Annotated in this window: 12 protein-coding genes; 6 read left to right on the forward strand and 6 right to left on the reverse strand. The window is 73.6% G+C overall.

Features of this window, described 5'->3' with window-relative positions:
- Positions 1-16 precede the first annotated feature (16 nt).
- On the forward strand, positions 17-340 hold the full coding sequence (locus IE217_RS06340; RefSeq protein ID WP_190176721.1) for a helix-turn-helix transcriptional regulator: 324 nt from the start codon (positions 17-19) through the stop codon (positions 338-340).
- Between the two features lie 16 nt (positions 341-356).
- Here IE217_RS06340 and glpK read toward each other — a convergent pair whose 3' ends face one another.
- Both glpK and IE217_RS06350 read right to left on the reverse strand, forming a co-directional pair.
- The gene (gene glpK, locus IE217_RS06345; protein WP_190176722.1) at positions 357-1874 is read right to left on the reverse strand and encodes a glycerol kinase GlpK; all 1518 of its coding nucleotides are present in this window, start codon (positions 1872-1874) and stop codon (positions 357-359) included.
- 46 nt (positions 1875-1920) lie between these two features.
- A complete protein-coding gene (locus tag IE217_RS06350) occupies positions 1921-2688 on the reverse strand; it encodes an IclR family transcriptional regulator (RefSeq protein ID WP_190176723.1) in 768 nt (255 codons plus the stop codon).
- Between the two features lie 145 nt (positions 2689-2833).
- Between IE217_RS06350 and IE217_RS06355 the strand changes: the two genes are divergently transcribed.
- The 3 genes from IE217_RS06355 to IE217_RS06365 all read left to right on the forward strand — a co-directional run bounded on the left by IE217_RS06355 (position 2834) and on the right by IE217_RS06365 (position 6147).
- A complete protein-coding gene (locus IE217_RS06355) occupies positions 2834-3259 on the forward strand; it encodes an ATP-binding protein (protein WP_190176724.1) in 426 nt (141 codons plus the stop codon).
- Between the two features lie 167 nt (positions 3260-3426).
- Complete coding sequence (locus IE217_RS06360; RefSeq protein WP_229865063.1) at positions 3427-4878, forward strand: purine-cytosine permease family protein; 1452 nt, start codon at positions 3427-3429, stop codon at positions 4876-4878.
- 114 nt (positions 4879-4992) lie between these two features.
- Positions 4993-6147, forward strand: coding sequence for a Gfo/Idh/MocA family protein (locus IE217_RS06365; RefSeq protein WP_190176725.1), 1155 nt, complete (start codon positions 4993-4995; stop codon positions 6145-6147).
- Between the two features lie 16 nt (positions 6148-6163).
- On the opposite strand, the gene IE217_RS06370 is transcribed toward IE217_RS06365, so the two are convergent.
- Entirely contained in the window at positions 6164-6979 is an 816-nt protein-coding gene (locus IE217_RS06370; RefSeq protein WP_190176726.1) for a helix-turn-helix transcriptional regulator, read from the reverse strand.
- A gap of 62 nt (positions 6980-7041) precedes the next feature.
- On the opposite strand from IE217_RS06370, the gene IE217_RS06375 reads away from it, so the two are divergent.
- Together IE217_RS06375 and IE217_RS06380 are read left to right on the forward strand one after the other, a co-directional pair.
- On the forward strand, positions 7042-7758 hold the full coding sequence (locus tag IE217_RS06375) for an SDR family oxidoreductase (RefSeq protein WP_190176727.1): 717 nt from the start codon (positions 7042-7044) through the stop codon (positions 7756-7758).
- 119 nt (positions 7759-7877) lie between these two features.
- Positions 7878-8906 carry an alcohol dehydrogenase gene (locus IE217_RS06380; RefSeq protein WP_190176728.1) on the forward strand — a complete coding sequence of 343 codons (1029 nt, stop codon included), beginning with the start codon at positions 7878-7880 and terminating at the stop codon, positions 8904-8906.
- Positions 8907-8967: 61 nt separating this feature from the next.
- Here IE217_RS06380 and IE217_RS06385 read toward each other — a convergent pair whose 3' ends face one another.
- The 3 genes from IE217_RS06385 to IE217_RS06395 form a co-directional block, all read right to left on the reverse strand.
- Positions 8968-9747, reverse strand: coding sequence for an alpha/beta fold hydrolase (locus IE217_RS06385; RefSeq protein ID WP_190176729.1), 780 nt, complete (start codon positions 9745-9747; stop codon positions 8968-8970).
- A gap of 63 nt (positions 9748-9810) precedes the next feature.
- Complete coding sequence (locus IE217_RS06390) at positions 9811-10950, reverse strand: alpha/beta hydrolase (RefSeq protein ID WP_190176730.1); 1140 nt, start codon at positions 10948-10950, stop codon at positions 9811-9813.
- Entirely contained in the window at positions 10947-13340 is a 2394-nt protein-coding gene (locus IE217_RS06395) for a thioester reductase domain-containing protein (protein ID WP_229865064.1), read from the reverse strand. The genes IE217_RS06390 and IE217_RS06395 overlap by 4 nt, the downstream gene beginning before the upstream one ends.
- Between the last annotated feature and the right edge of the window lie 22 nt (positions 13341-13362).

Below are 13362 nucleotides of genomic sequence, written 5' to 3' on the forward strand. Positions count from 1 at the left end.
GCCCTAGTCTTGGGGCATGGTAGAAGTGCCCGAGCCGCACACCGGATGGACGTTCATGACGAACCACGCCCGGGTGCTGGCCGCGATCGCCGACGACAACAACGCCCGTATCCGTGACATCGCCGCCCACTGCCGGCTCACCGAGCGCGCCGTCCAGAAGATCATCACGGACCTGGAGCGCGACGGCTATCTCTCCCACACCCGGGAGGGGCGCGGCAACATCTACCGCATCGATCCGAGCAAGGTGCTGCGCCATCCCGCCGAGGCCGGACTGACCGTGGCGTCCCTGCTGTCGCTGCTGGTCAAGGCGGAGGCCGGGCACGCCGGCCCCGGGGACTGAGGCGGCCGCGAGGCTCTCAGCCGGCTCCCCCGGGCGACCGGATCCAGCCCAGCGAGCGCTGCACGGCCCGCTGCCAGGACTCGTACTCCCACTCCCGCCGCTCGGGGTCCATGTCCGGCAGCCACTGGGCGGCGCGGTGCCAGTTGCGGCGCAGTACCTCCATGTCCGGCCAGTAGCCCGCGGCCAGTCCGGCCGCGTAGGCGGCGCCCAGCGAGACCGTCTCGGCCACCAGGGGGCGTACGACGGGCACGTCGAGCACGTCGGCGAGCATCTGCATGAGCAGGTTGTCCGAGGTCATGCCGCCGTCCACCTTGAGCTGCTTCAGGGCGAGCCCGGAGTCGGCGTTGACCGCGTCCACGACCTCCCGGGTCTGCCAGGCGGTCGCCTCCAGCACCGCCCTGGCCAGATGGCCCTTGGTGATGTACGAGGTCAGGCCGACCACCACGCCCCGGGCGTCGCTGCGCCAGTGCGGGGCGAAGAGGCCGGAGAAGGCCGGCACGATGTAGCAGCCGCCGTTGTCCTCCACCGTGCGCGCCAGCGTCTCGATCTCCGGCGCGGTGCTGATCATGCCGAGCCGGTCGCGGAACCACTGGACCAGTGAGCCGGTGACGGCCATCGGGCCCTCCAGCGCGTACACCGTGGGCTGGCCTGCGATCTTGTACGCGACGGTGGTGAGCAGCCCGTTGCGGGAGCGGACCAGTTCGGTGCCGGTGTTCATCAGCAGGAAGCTGCCCGTGCCGTAGGTGCACTTGGCCTCACCGGGCGAGAAGCAGGTCTGCCCGAAGAGGGCCGCCTGCTGGTCGCCGAGTGCCGCGGTGATGTGCACGCCGGGGAGCAGGGCGCGGGCCTCGCCGTAGCTCTCGGCGGAGGAGCGGATCTCCGGGAGCATCTCCCTGGGCACCCCGAAGAAGTCCATCAGTTCCGGGTCCCAGGTCAGGGTGCGGATGTTGACGAGCATGGTGCGGCTGGCGTTGGTGGGGTCGGTGATGTGCAGTCCGCCCTCGGCGCCTCCGGTGAGGTTCCAGATCAGCCAGCTCTCCATGGTGCCGAACAGGACCTCGCCGTCCCGGGCGCGCTGCTCCAGGCCGTCGACGTGGTCGAACAGCCAGCGGATGCGGGGGGCGGAGAAGTAGGTCGAGGGGGGCAGGCCGCAGCGGTCGAGGAAGAACTCGTCGCCGGGCCGGTCGCGCAGCTCGTCGACCAGCGGTGCGGTGCGGGTGTCCTGCCAGACGATCGCCCGGCCGAGCGGGGCGCCGGTGCGCCGGTCCCACAGCACGGTCGTCTCGCGCTGGTTGGCGATCCCGATGGCGGCGATCTGCGCGGGGTCCACTCCGGCGCCCGCCAGCGCCTCGGGGACGATGCGCTGGAGGTTGCGCCAGATCTCGACCGCGTCGTGCTCGACCCAGCCGGGGCGCGGGAAGTGCTGCTGGTGCTCGCGCTGGGCGACGGCGTTCAGCCGTCCGCGGTGGTCGAACAGGATGCATCGTGTGGACGTGGTGCCCTGATCGATGGACATCACATACCGTTCCACCATGTCGGCCTGCCTTCCGATGCGTCGCGCGGGTGGGGGCCCTGGAGACCTACCAGCGGGCGGCTCCCAGATCCCGGGAGATCGCCCGGGCGGCCTCCCGGAGCAGGGCCGTCAGTGCGGGCAGCGGCCGTCCGCGCGGGTCGCAGATGCGCTCGACGGGCCCGGACAGCCCGATCGCGCCCACCACGAGACCGCCGTGGCCCCGGATCGGCGCGGCGATCCCCGCGTCGCCCATGCTCATCTCCTGCACCTCGGAACCCCAGCCGACCTCCCGGATCCCGGCCAGCGCCCGGTCGATGTCCTCGGGGTCCACCAGGGTGTGCCGGGTGTAGGCGGCCAGGCCGTCCTCGGGCGGCGGGTCGAGGGAGGCCGCCCCGAAGGCCAGGAGCACCTTGCCGAGCGAGGAGGCGTGCAGCGGCAGCAGCGCGCCCACGTCCAGGGTCTGCAGGGTGTCGTCCGGGCGGAAGACGTGGTGGATGATGAGGACCTGGCCCTCCAGGGGCGTGCCGAGGCGTACGGCCTCGCCGCTGCGGGCGGCCAGCGCGTCGGCCCAGTTGATGGAGCGCGAGCGCAGCTCGTTGACGTCGAGGTAGCTGGTGCCCAGGTGCAGCAGGGCCGCCCCGAGCTGGTACTTTCCTGTTGCCTCGTCCTGCTCGACGAAGTCCACGTGCTGAAGTGTGCGTAGGATGCCGTGGGCGGTTCCCTTGGCCAGACCGAGGGACGACGCCACTTCGCCGAGGCCCAGTCTGCGCGGGCCGCCGGCGAGCAGGCGCAGGATCGCCGCCGCTCGTTCGATGGACTGGACAGGTCCGGCCATGGAGCGATCGTAGCCCGATTTGCCCTGATCGGGACTGGCGTTCGGCAATGCCGACCGCCGTTCATTGACCGCCGCGCGCTGGTTGCCTAGCGTGCCTGACGCGCCCGGCCACCGGTCGGCAGCGCCGCCCGGAGAAGGAGGGCACATGACCGCAGCCCAGCTCGACGCAGTGCCCCGCGAGGAGGCCGCCACCGGCATCGTGCTGCCGCGTGCCCCAGGGGGCGTGAGCGCCGTACGCAGGCGCGTACGGGCGGTTCTCAGCGGCTGGAACCTGTCGGCCGAGGCCGCCGACGACGTACTGCTGGTGGTCTCGGAGCTGGTCACCAACGCGCTGGTGCACGCCCGGCCGCCGGCGACCCTGCGCCTGTGCCGTGTCCCCGCGCAGGGCCGCGGTGCCGTGCGGGTCGAGGTGACCGACCAGGGGGCGGCCACCGCGGCCGGTCCCTCGTCCGCGCCCGACCCCGACGAGCACGGCCGGGGCCTGGGCATCGTCACCGCGCTCTCGGCCCGCTGCGGCGTCCTCACCCACCGGGGCGGCACCAGCCGCTGGGCGGAGGTGCCGGCGGGCTGAGCGGCCCGGCGCCGCGGGCGCCGGTCCCGGTGTGCGCATGTGCGGGTGCGGATGTGTGGGTGCGCGGGTGCGCAGGTGCGGGTGCGGGCGCGCGGATTGACCGCGGGCCGCCAGGGGGCGAATGTTGCCCCAGGGGTGATCTGCACTCGAACGCACCGGGAGGCACCGTGACCACATCGGGCGAGCCGCGGGTGACGGGCCTGGAGATCCGGTCCATCGACTACGTGCCCCTGGACGAGCGTCACGGCAAGCTCTGGCACCTCGGGCCCCTGTGGTTCATGTCCAACGCCCAGATCGCCACCCTGGCCGTGGGTCTGATCAGCATCACCGAGGGCGGCAACCTCGTCTGGTCGCTGCTGGCCATCGTGGCGGGCACCGTCATCGGCACCTTCTTCATGGCGTTCCACTCGGCCCAGGGCCCGCAGCTGGGGCTGCCGCAGATGATCCAGTCCCGGCCCCAGTTCGGCTATGTGGGCGCCCTGCTGGTGTGGCTGTTCGCCTATGTGCAGTACGCGGGCTTCAACGTCTTCAACACCATCCTCGCCGGCGAGGCCCTGCACACCACCCTGCACGGCGGCGTCAAGCTGTGGGTGATCGTGGTCACCGCCGTCGCCCTGGTCGTCGCGCTCGTCGGGTACGACATCATCCACAAGGCCGAGCGGATCCTGACGTACACCTTCCTGGTCGTCTTCGGGATCTTCACCGTGGCCGTGCTGGTCAACCTGCACTACCCGGCGGGCTCGTTCGACCTCGGCGCCTTCAAGCTGACGCCGTTCCTGGCCCAGTTCGGCGTCGTCGCCGGCTACCAGATCAGCTGGGCGATCTACGTCTCGGACTACTCGCGCTACCTGCCGCCCGGCGTGACCGTCCGCAAGACTTTCTACTGGACCTACTTCGGCTCCGCGCTCGGCGGCATCTGGCTCATGGTGCTCGGCACGCTGCTGGCCGCCTGGGCGGGCAAGGGCTTCGACACGATCCGCTCGATCGAGGCGGCCGGCGACACCGTGTTCACCGGATTCGGCGCGGTGGTGCTGCTCTTCGCGGCCCTCGGCCTGGTCTCCGTCACCGCGCTGAACATGTACGGCGGCTCGCTGACGCTGATCAGCGGCATCGACTCCTTCCGGCGGGTGCGGCCCACACTCCGCGTGCGGCTGCTGACCCTCGGGCTGACCGCGGTGCTGTCCCTGATCGGCGCGCTGGCCGCGACCTCCCACTTCCTGCAGAACTTCAACGACTTCCTGCTGCTCGTGCTGTACCTGTTCATCCCGTGGACCGCGGTGAACCTCATGGACTACTACGTCGTCCGGCGCGGGCACTACGCGATCGCCGAGATCTTCAACCCGCACGGCATCTACGGGCGCTGGGGCCTGCACGGCATCGTCTCCTACCTGGCCGGCTTCGCCGCCATGGTGCCGTTCTTCTCGGTCGGCACCCTCTTCGTCGGCCCGGCTGCGCACGCCCTGGGCGGCGCGGACATCTCCCTGTTCGTCGGGCTGCCCGTCTCCGCGCTCCTGTACTGGTGGCTGACCAGGTCCATCGACGTGGAGGCCGAGCGGAGGCTGGCGGAGGAGGAGGCCGCCGAACTGGACCGGGCCGCGCACGAGCACCGCGAGCCCTGAGACGCCCACCGGTGCTGTCCGGATGTCTTGACATGGACCGGCTGCACCCCGCAGGGTGAGCCGCAGGTTCTCGATCGGTCCGGGTACGGCCCGGCCGGCTGCGGAGGGGCTGTCATGGTGAACACGCTGGGCGTCGCCGTCGTGGGGTTCGGCTGGATGGGCCGGGTGCACGCCCAGGCGTACGCCAGGGTGCTCCACCACTTCCCTCGGCTGCCCCTGCGCCCGCGCCTGGTCGCGGTCGCCGACGAGGTGCCCGGCCGCGCCGAGGAGGCGGCGGCGCGCTACGGCTTCGAGAGCGCGGCCCGCGACTGGCGGGAGGTCGTCGCCGATCCCCGCGTCGAGGCGGTCAGCGTCACCGCCCCCAACTTCCTGCACCGGGAGATCGGCGTCGCCGTGGCCGAGGCCGGCAAGCACCTGTGGATCGAGAAGCCGGTGGGCCTGACCGCCGACGACGCCCGCGCGGTCGCGGACGCGGCCGCCAAGGCGCGGGTGGCCGGCACGGTCGGCTTCAACTACCGCAACGCGCCCGCCGTGGCCGCCGCCCGCGAGATGGTCGCCGCCGAGGAGATCGGCACGGTCACCCACGTCCGCATCCGTCTGCTGAGCGACTACGCCGCCCACCCGGACGGCGCGCTGACCTGGCGCTACGAGCGCGAACGCGGCGGCAGCGGAGTCCTCGGCGACCTCGCCTCGCACGGGGTCGACCTCGCCCGCCACCTGCTCGGCGAGATCGACTCGCTGGCCGCCGACACCGCCGTGTTCGTGCCCGAGCGGGCCCGCCCGTCCGGCGCCACCGCCGGTCACACCCGCGCGGCCGGAGGGGTCCTGGGCCCGGTCGAGAACGACGACTACGTCAGCTGCCTGCTGCGCTTCGCCTCCGGCGCGCGCGGTGTCCTGGAGGCCAGCCGGGTCGCCGTCGGCGAGCAGAACAACTACGGCTTCGAGATCCACGGCACCAGGGGCGCCCTGTTCTGGGACTTCCGCCGCATGGGAGAGCTCGGCGTCAGCCGCGGCACCGCCTATCAGGACCAGCCCGTCGCCACCGTGTACGTGGGCCCCGGCCACGGCGAGTACGGCGCCTTCCAGCCGGGCTCGGCCAACGCCATGGGCTACGACGACCTCAAGGTCGTCGAGGCCTGGCACTTCCTGCGCTCCATCGCGGAGGGCGCCCCGCACGGCGCGACCCTGGAGGACGCCGTGGCCTCGGCGGTGGCGCTGGACGCCATGGCCCGCTCCGCCGCCGGGCGCGCCTGGGTGAACCTGCGCTGAGGGCCGCGGGCGCCGGTCAGGGCCGGCCCGCGGACAGTTCCTCGAGGGCCCGCGCGGAGGGCGAGCCGGGGTCGGCCGTGATCAGGACGACCTCCTGGTCGTCCTCGGGCACGAGCAGCACGTCGCAGTTCAGCCGGAGGGTTCCCACGGTGGGGTGGTCCAGGACCTTGGTGCGGTGACCGGGGGCGTGGACCGGCCGCGTCTCCCAGATCTGCCGGAACTCCTCGCTGCCGGCTCGCAGTTCGGCCAGCAGCGCGGCGAGGGCGGCGTCGTGCGGGTAGCGGTCGACGGCCCGCCGCAGCCGAGCCACCACCACGTGCCCGAACTCCTCGGCGCCCGAACTGCCGTACATCCGGCCGCCCGTGCCGAGGAAGCGGCGGCGGGCCAGGTTGGCGGCGCCGGTGCCGAGGTCGCCGCCGAGCAGGCGCCGGGCGAGCGGGTTCCAGGCGACGACGCCGTAGCCCGCGTCGGTGACGATCGCGGCGGTTCCCGGCAGGCGGCGCAGCATCCGGGCCACGTGCGGGCGCACCCGGCGCACCGCGCCCGCGCCGGGCGGCACCGCCGATCCGGCCAGCCGGAACAGGTGGCTGCGCTCGGCCGGGGCGAGCCGCATCGCCTGCGCGAGACCTTCGAGGACGCGGTCGGAGGGCCGGGGGCCGCGCGCCTGTTCGAGCCGTGTGTAGTAATCGACCGAGATGTGCGCCAGCTCGGCCACCTCCTCGCGCCGCAGGCCCGGCACCCGGCGGATCGCGCCCCTGGGGAAGCCTGACTCCTCGGGCCCGAGGGCCTCACGGCGTTCCCGCAGAAAGCGGGCCAGTTCCTGCCTCGCCATGCTGCCTCCCTGGTACAGCCTGTCCCTGGCACGCGGGGACCGGGCGGGGGACGGTGGGTGTCATGAACGATCGCACAGCACTGGTCACCGGTGCCAACAAGGGCATCGGCAAGCACATCGCCCGGCTGCTCGCCGCCGGGGGTTTCACCGTGTACGTGGGCTCGCGGGACGCGGAGCGGGGCCGGCGGGCCGTGGCGGAGATCGGGGACGGCGCGCTTGCGCTGGACCTGGACGTGACCGACCCGCGGAGCGTCGCCGCGGCGGCGGCGCGGGTGGACCGTCTGGACGTCCTCGTCAACAACGCCGGCATCTCGGTCAGCCTCGACCCGCCTCAGGCGTCGGGCGTGGCGGAGTTCCGGGAGACCTTCGAGACCAACGTGTTCGGGGTGGTGGCCGTGACCAACGCCTTCCTGCCGGCGCTGCGCCGGTCCGCGCGGCCCCGGATCGTCAACGTCTCCAGCGGCACCGCCTCGCTGGCCTGGAGCACAGGACCCAACCCGCAGTTCCTGACCGGCGCCGGCGGGGCGGCCGCGTACCGCTCGTCCAAGGCCGCCCTGAACGCGCTCACCGTCCTGTACGCGCTGACGCTGGACGGGGAGGGCTTCAAGGTCAACGCGCTCGCCCCCGGCGCGCGGGCCACGGATCTCACGCCCCGGGCCGCGGCCCTCGGCGGGGACCCCGCGGAGGGCGCGGAGGGTGCCGTACGTCTGGCGCTGCTGCCCGACGACGGCCCGACCGGCGGCTTCTTCTCCTGGGACGGCACGCCCGTGCCGTGGTGAGAGCGGGCGCGGCGGCGCGCGGGCCGCCCCTGGCGGCGGCCGCTCGGCGCGCGGGATCGGCGGTGAACTGGTGTGCTGGGGTGCGGGGGACGTCGTAGCAGCCGCCGCGGGAGAGACAGATGACCAGTACGTACAGAGTCGCGCAGGTGGCCGCCGCCGGCGGCCGGTTCGAGATCGCCGAGCGTGAGGTGCCCGAGCCCGGTCCCGGCCAGGTGCGGATCGCGGTGGAGGCCTGCGGGATCTGCCACAGCGACGTCCTGTTCGTGGACGCCGCGGTGCCCGGCGTACGGTTCCCGGTGGTGCCCGGGCACGAGATCGCCGGGCGGATCGAGAAGCTCGGCGAGGGCGCCGGCGACAAGGGCTGGCAGGTGGGCGACCGGGTGGCGGTGGGCTGGTTCGGGGGCAGCTGCGGTCACTGCGAGCCGTGCCGCCGGGGCGACTTCATCGTGTGCGACTACCTGAAGGTTCCCGGCTGGGCCTACGACGGCGGCTTCGCCGAGCGGACCGTCGTGCCGGTGGACGCGCTGGCCCGGATCCCCGACGCCCTCGCGGCGAGCGACGCGGGTCCGATGGCGTGCGCGGGCGTCACCGTGTTCAACGGGCTGCGGCGCAGCTCCGCGCGCCCCGGCGACCTGGTCGCCGTGCTCGGCATCGGCGGGCTCGGGCACTTGGGCGTGCAGTACGCGGTGGCCATGGGCTTCGAGACGGTGGCCATCGCGCGCGGGGCCGACAAGGCGAACCTCGCCAAGCAGCTCGGCGCGCACCACTACGTCGACAGCACGGCCGGCACGCCCGTCGCGGAGGCGCTGGGGGCGCTCGGCGGCGCGAAGGCGGTGCTGGCCACGGCGGGCAGTTCGCAGGCCATCACGGCGACCGTGGACGGGCTGACGCCCCGGGGCGAGCTGGTGGTGATCGGGGCGGCGCCGGAGCCCATGGGGATCAGCCCGGTCCAGCTGCTCATGAAGGGCAAGGTGGTCCGCGGCCATCCGTCGGGCACCTCGCAGGACGTGCGGGACACCATGGAGTTCAGCGTCCTGCACGGGATCCGCCCGATGACCGAGACGGTGCCGCTCGAGCAGGCCGGCGAGGCGTACCGGAAGATGCTCTCCGGCGCGGCCCGCTTCCGGATGGTGCTGACCACCGGCTGACGCGGGCGTGCGGCCGGGCCCACGAGGGCCCAGCCGGCGCGCCCGCGCGCCCCGGCGTGTCTCAGCCGCGGGCGGTGAGGAACCGGTCGAGCGCCGCCGTCAGTTCGGCCGGCTTCTCCAGCGGGATCTCGTGCCCGGCGTCGATGACGCGGACCTCCGCGTCGGGGTACGCCTTGGCCATCCGCAGCATCTGCCGCACGGGCAGCTGGATGTCGTGGTAGCCGTGCACCAGCAGGACCGGCACGCGGATCTCGCCGAGCCGGTCCAGGACGTCGAAGGCGCGCATCGCCGAGTAGCACGTCATGACGACCTCGCGCGGGGTGGCGGCCGAGGCCCGGATGTGGCGGCGGATGTCCTCGCGCGGGTGACCGGGGGCGAACGCGCGCTGGATGTTGGCGGCGACGAACAGCTTGAACGGGACGAGGGTGGACGCCGCCATCAGCAGCCCCCTGCCCCGGCTGTAGGTCATGCGGCTGATGGAGCCGACCAGCGCCAGGCGCTCGACCCGTTCGGGATGGGCGAGCGCGATGGTCTGGGCGATCATCCCGCCCATCGAGTGCCCGACGAGCGCGCACCGCTCGATCTTCAGATGGTCCAGGAGCGCGACGACGTCCGCCGCCGCCGCCTCGATGGTGCGCGACCCGGCCCCGCCGCTCTCACCGTGCCCGCGCAGGTCGAGCCGGACGACCCGGCGGCCGGCGGAGAAGTGATCCAGCTGGTGGTCCCAGCGGTGCCGGTCGGCCGTCCAGCCGTGCACGAACACCAGGGGCACGCCGTCACCGTCGCGCGGGCCCTCGTCGTCGTACGTCAGCAGCGCGCCGTCGACCTCGAGCTGCGGCATGGGGCACCTCCGGGAGTGCGATCGAGTTACTGGCGAGTACGGTAGCGGTGGTCCGGGTCCGCGTCACCGCCGTTCGTCCAGGAAGTCGAGGATGTGACCGAACACGTCCAGGGCGGCCCCCCGTCCGATGAACGTGTCCAGGTGCCCGTAGCCGGGGATCTCTGTGTACGTCACGTCCAGCTGCGGCTGCCGGTGTGCCAGCACCTCGTGGCAGAGCTTCTGCGAGTCCAGCCACAGCCCGTTGTCGCTGCCCGCGATCAGCAGGACGGGCGTGTCGATGCGGTCGGCCGCGTCGAGGGCGTTGGGCGGCAGCACCCGGTAGCGGTGGTCGGTGTCGTGCCAGCGGACCACGCTGCGCGCCAGCTCGATGCGGCGCAGGTGCGGCACGATCCACAGCGGCGCGGGACCGAGCAGCTCGGCGAGCCGGTCGTGGGTGGCGGCGGCGAGGTTCTCGTGGCGGAAGAGCGAAGCACCCGATCCCCAGGCGGAGTTGTGCAGGATCTGGCAGGTGGGGTCCGGACAGTGGGCCCCACGTGAGGCGAGCGCGAACAGCGGGGTGTACTTCGACCACAGGCCCACCCGGCGGAAGTCGACGGGGATGTGGTCGATCCGGCCGCGCAGCAGCTCCCCGGCCACCGACATGCGCAGCGAGGTGCGCCCGGCGAGCTTGGGCGTGAGGAACACGCCCTGGGAGACCACGCCGGCCAGGCCCGGCACCAGTCCCGCGGTCATGCTCAGGGAGAGGGTGAGCGAGCCGATGCAGTGGGCGACCACGAACAGCGGCCGGCCGCCGATGCGTTCGCGGATGTACGACACGGCGGCGGGGATGTCGTACAGCGCCACGTCGTCGTAGGTGTAGCGGCCGCCGGTCTCGTTGTACGGCAGCCGGCAGCTGCCCCGCCAGTCGAGGAGCCAGGGCTCGTAGCCGCCGTCGAGCAGCGCGTCGACGAGGTTGCGGGTCTCGGGCAGCAGGAACATGTCGGCGGAGGCGGTGTGCCCGTGCAGGAGCAGCACCGCGGGCCGGTCCGTCCCGCGGGCGCCGACGCGGGTCAGGCCGAGCCGGACCCCGTCGCCGGCCCGCAGGGGGATCTCCTCCACGGACGCCGGGTCGAGGCGGTGGCGCAGGGGGCGCGGGGCCGCGGCGGTCCTGACCCTGCGCAGCGCGGGCCGGGCCGGGCGCGTGTTCGTGGTCCTGAACATCATCGGTGCTGCTCCGTGAGGGTCGGGGTGCGGCGCAGGTCGAGGAGGTCGGCGGCGGCCCGGGCGAAGGGGCCGAGCAGGCCGCGGCCCATCTCCATGCCGAACCAGGCGAGCCAGGTCAGCTTCGCCGCCCGCTTCTCCCGGGCGGTCAGGCGCGGGTCGACCCGGATGCCGTCGATCTGGTCGCGGACGTAGGTGTCCGCGGGGACGACGACCTCGCCGATGAGGCGGGCCGCCTCGCCCTGCCGGCCGATCTCCACGGTCAGCGCGCGCGTCTGCCGCCACACGTCCCGGCGGGCGCGGGCGTGCTTGCGGCCCTCCAGCCACCACAGGCCGCCGTCCGCGTCGCGCAACCGCAGCCGGTAGCGCAGGAGTTGGTGGGTCGTGCCGTGGCGCTGCGGGATGCCCTCGTCGGGGCGGACCCAGATGTCGCCGCGTTCCACGGTCAGGGGCCGGGGGTGCACGGCCGCGCAGCTCACCTCGCCGGTCACGTCCACCCGGCGTTCCTTGACCAGCTGGTACATGCTCGCGATGGACAGGGTGAGCGCCATGGAGCAGGGCGTGTCGGCGGCGGCGCCGACCGGGCCCACGTGGCCCTCGGTGGTCTCGGCGAACCACAGGTAGGGCTGGTCGTCCTTGTGCGGCAGCCGGGCCAGGCCGTCCTCGGCCAGCCGCTCGAACGTCCTGAGCTGCGCCCGGGCGTCGTAGCGTGCGGCGGGCGGCAGGCCGAGGGCGTCGACGAGTGCGGCGGTGCGCTCGCCGCCGGCCGCGGGGCCCTTCAGCGTGGCCTCGCACAGCTTGAGCGCGGTGGGGCTGCTCAACACCCGGCTGAGGAAGGCGAGTTCGGGCACCGGTTCGGCCTCCAGGCGGGCCAGGGCGCCGGTGCGCCACTCGTCCCAGTCCTGGACGCGGACGTGCATCCCGCCGAGCGCCATGTCGCGCACCACGTCGTCGAGGGTGTTGGGGACGCCGGTGAGGTTGTAGTCGTAGCCCCAGGCGTCGGGTTCGCAGATCGCGGCGACCGCGACGCGGCTGACCCAGTCGACCGGGGCCGCGTTCAGGTAGTGGAAGGCGGGCACCGTGCGGAAGCGGCCGAAGGCCGATATGAGGCCGCTGCTGAGGTCCTGCGGGTTGTAGGCGCCGGTCCTGGTGTGGCCGCCGATGCCGCCCGGGCGCAGCGCGGTGACCAGCAGGCCGTGGTCGCGGGCGCGGCGCAGGGCGACCTCGGCGGCCCACTTCGACTGGTCGTAGCCGGAGATCAGCCGGTCGGCGTGGGCGAGCGGGTCGTCCTCGCCCATGGCGGTGATCCCGACCTGGTTGAAGACGGCGATCGAGGAGATGTGGTGCAGCGGCTTGGGCCGTCCGGTGGCGGCGAGTTCGGCGAGGGTCAGGGCGCCGAGGACGTTGCCCGACCGCAGGGAGTGGTAGCCGCGCAGGAAGTCCACGGCGGCCGCGACGCCCACGACGCTGTCCAGTTCCCGGGCCAGCGTCTGCCACCGCTCCTCGGACAGGCCGAGCCGCGGCCGCCGGATGTCGCCGGGCAGCACGGTCACCCGGCGGCGCACCTCCGCCGACCACGGCAGCCGGTAGCCCTTCAGCGCCTCGCCGAGCCGTGCGGCGGCCGCCTCCTCGTCGGCGGCGCGGACCAGGCAGTACACGTGGGCGTCGCTGTGCCGCAGCAGGTCGAGCAGCATGTGACTGCCGAGGAATCCGGTGGCGCCGGTCAGCAGGATCCGGCGCGGCGGCACCGGTTCGGGCACGTCGGTGAAGGGGAGCCGGTCGGCGAGGGCGAGATCGGCGAGGATCTGGTCGAGGTCCTCCCGGCGGGCTCTGGTGTACGGCTCCTCGGCGGGCGCGGGGTGCCGGGCGGCCGCCGGGGCGGCGGGGGCGGCCGCGGCCGGCGTGAGCGGGGTGGCGGTCACTGGACCGGCGCCCTGGGCGGCGACCGGGCCGTCCGCGTGGGCGGTCGTGGCGAGCAGGCGCCGGGCCAGGCTGACGGGGCGGGCGTCGGCGAACACCTCGTCCAGGTCGAACTCGACGCCCAGTTCGGCCTCCAGTTCCGCGACGAGTTCCACGGCCTGCACGGAGGTGCCCCCGGCGTCGAAGAAGTCGGCGTCGACCGCCAGACGACCGCCGGGCAGGTGGCTTCCCGCGGCGGTGGCGATGACGGCGGCCACTTCCTCCACGGTCCGCGCCGGGGCGGAAGCGGGAGTGGGTGGGACGGGAGCCGGCGCGGCGGTGTCGGGCGGGGCCGTGGCGGGCGAAGCTGTGGGGGGCGTCCCTGATCTCACCCTGGCCAGCAGGTCGGCGACGCTCAGGCCGCCGCTTCCGCCGCTTCCGCCGCGTTCGATCGCCTCGGCGGCCGCCCGCTGTCCGGTGTCCTCGTTGTTCATGTCACGCATCAGAGCCCTTCAC

Source organism: Streptomyces naganishii JCM 4654 (assembly GCF_014650575.1).
Classification (GTDB): domain Bacteria; phylum Actinomycetota; class Actinomycetes; order Streptomycetales; family Streptomycetaceae; genus Streptomyces; species Streptomyces naganishii.

Bases quoted from the DNA above. Each gene is read 5' to 3' on its own strand.
- IE217_RS06365 (WP_190176725.1), top strand. From the start codon at position 4,993: ATGGTGAACACGCTGGGCGTCGCCGTCGTGGGGTTCGGCTGGATGGGC.
- IE217_RS06385 (WP_190176729.1), bottom strand. From the start codon at position 9,747: ATGCCGCAGCTCGAGGTCGACGGCGCGCTGCTGACGTACGACGACGAG.
- IE217_RS06350 (WP_190176723.1), bottom strand. From the start codon at position 2,688: ATGGCCGGACCTGTCCAGTCCATCGAACGAGCGGCGGCGATCCTGCGC.
- IE217_RS06375 (WP_190176727.1), top strand. From the start codon at position 7,042: ATGAACGATCGCACAGCACTGGTCACCGGTGCCAACAAGGGCATCGGC.
- IE217_RS06390 (WP_190176730.1), bottom strand. From the start codon at position 10,950: ATGATGTTCAGGACCACGAACACGCGCCCGGCCCGGCCCGCGCTGCGC.
- IE217_RS06355 (WP_190176724.1), top strand. From the start codon at position 2,834: ATGACCGCAGCCCAGCTCGACGCAGTGCCCCGCGAGGAGGCCGCCACC.
- glpK (WP_190176722.1), bottom strand. From the start codon at position 1,874: ATGGTGGAACGGTATGTGATGTCCATCGATCAGGGCACCACGTCCACA.
- IE217_RS06370 (WP_190176726.1), bottom strand. From the start codon at position 6,979: ATGGCGAGGCAGGAACTGGCCCGCTTTCTGCGGGAACGCCGTGAGGCC.
- IE217_RS06340 (WP_190176721.1), top strand. From the start codon at position 17: ATGGTAGAAGTGCCCGAGCCGCACACCGGATGGACGTTCATGACGAAC.
- IE217_RS06395 (WP_229865064.1), bottom strand. From the start codon at position 13,340: ATGAACAACGAGGACACCGGACAGCGGGCGGCCGCCGAGGCGATCGAA.
- IE217_RS06380 (WP_190176728.1), top strand. From the start codon at position 7,878: ATGACCAGTACGTACAGAGTCGCGCAGGTGGCCGCCGCCGGCGGCCGG.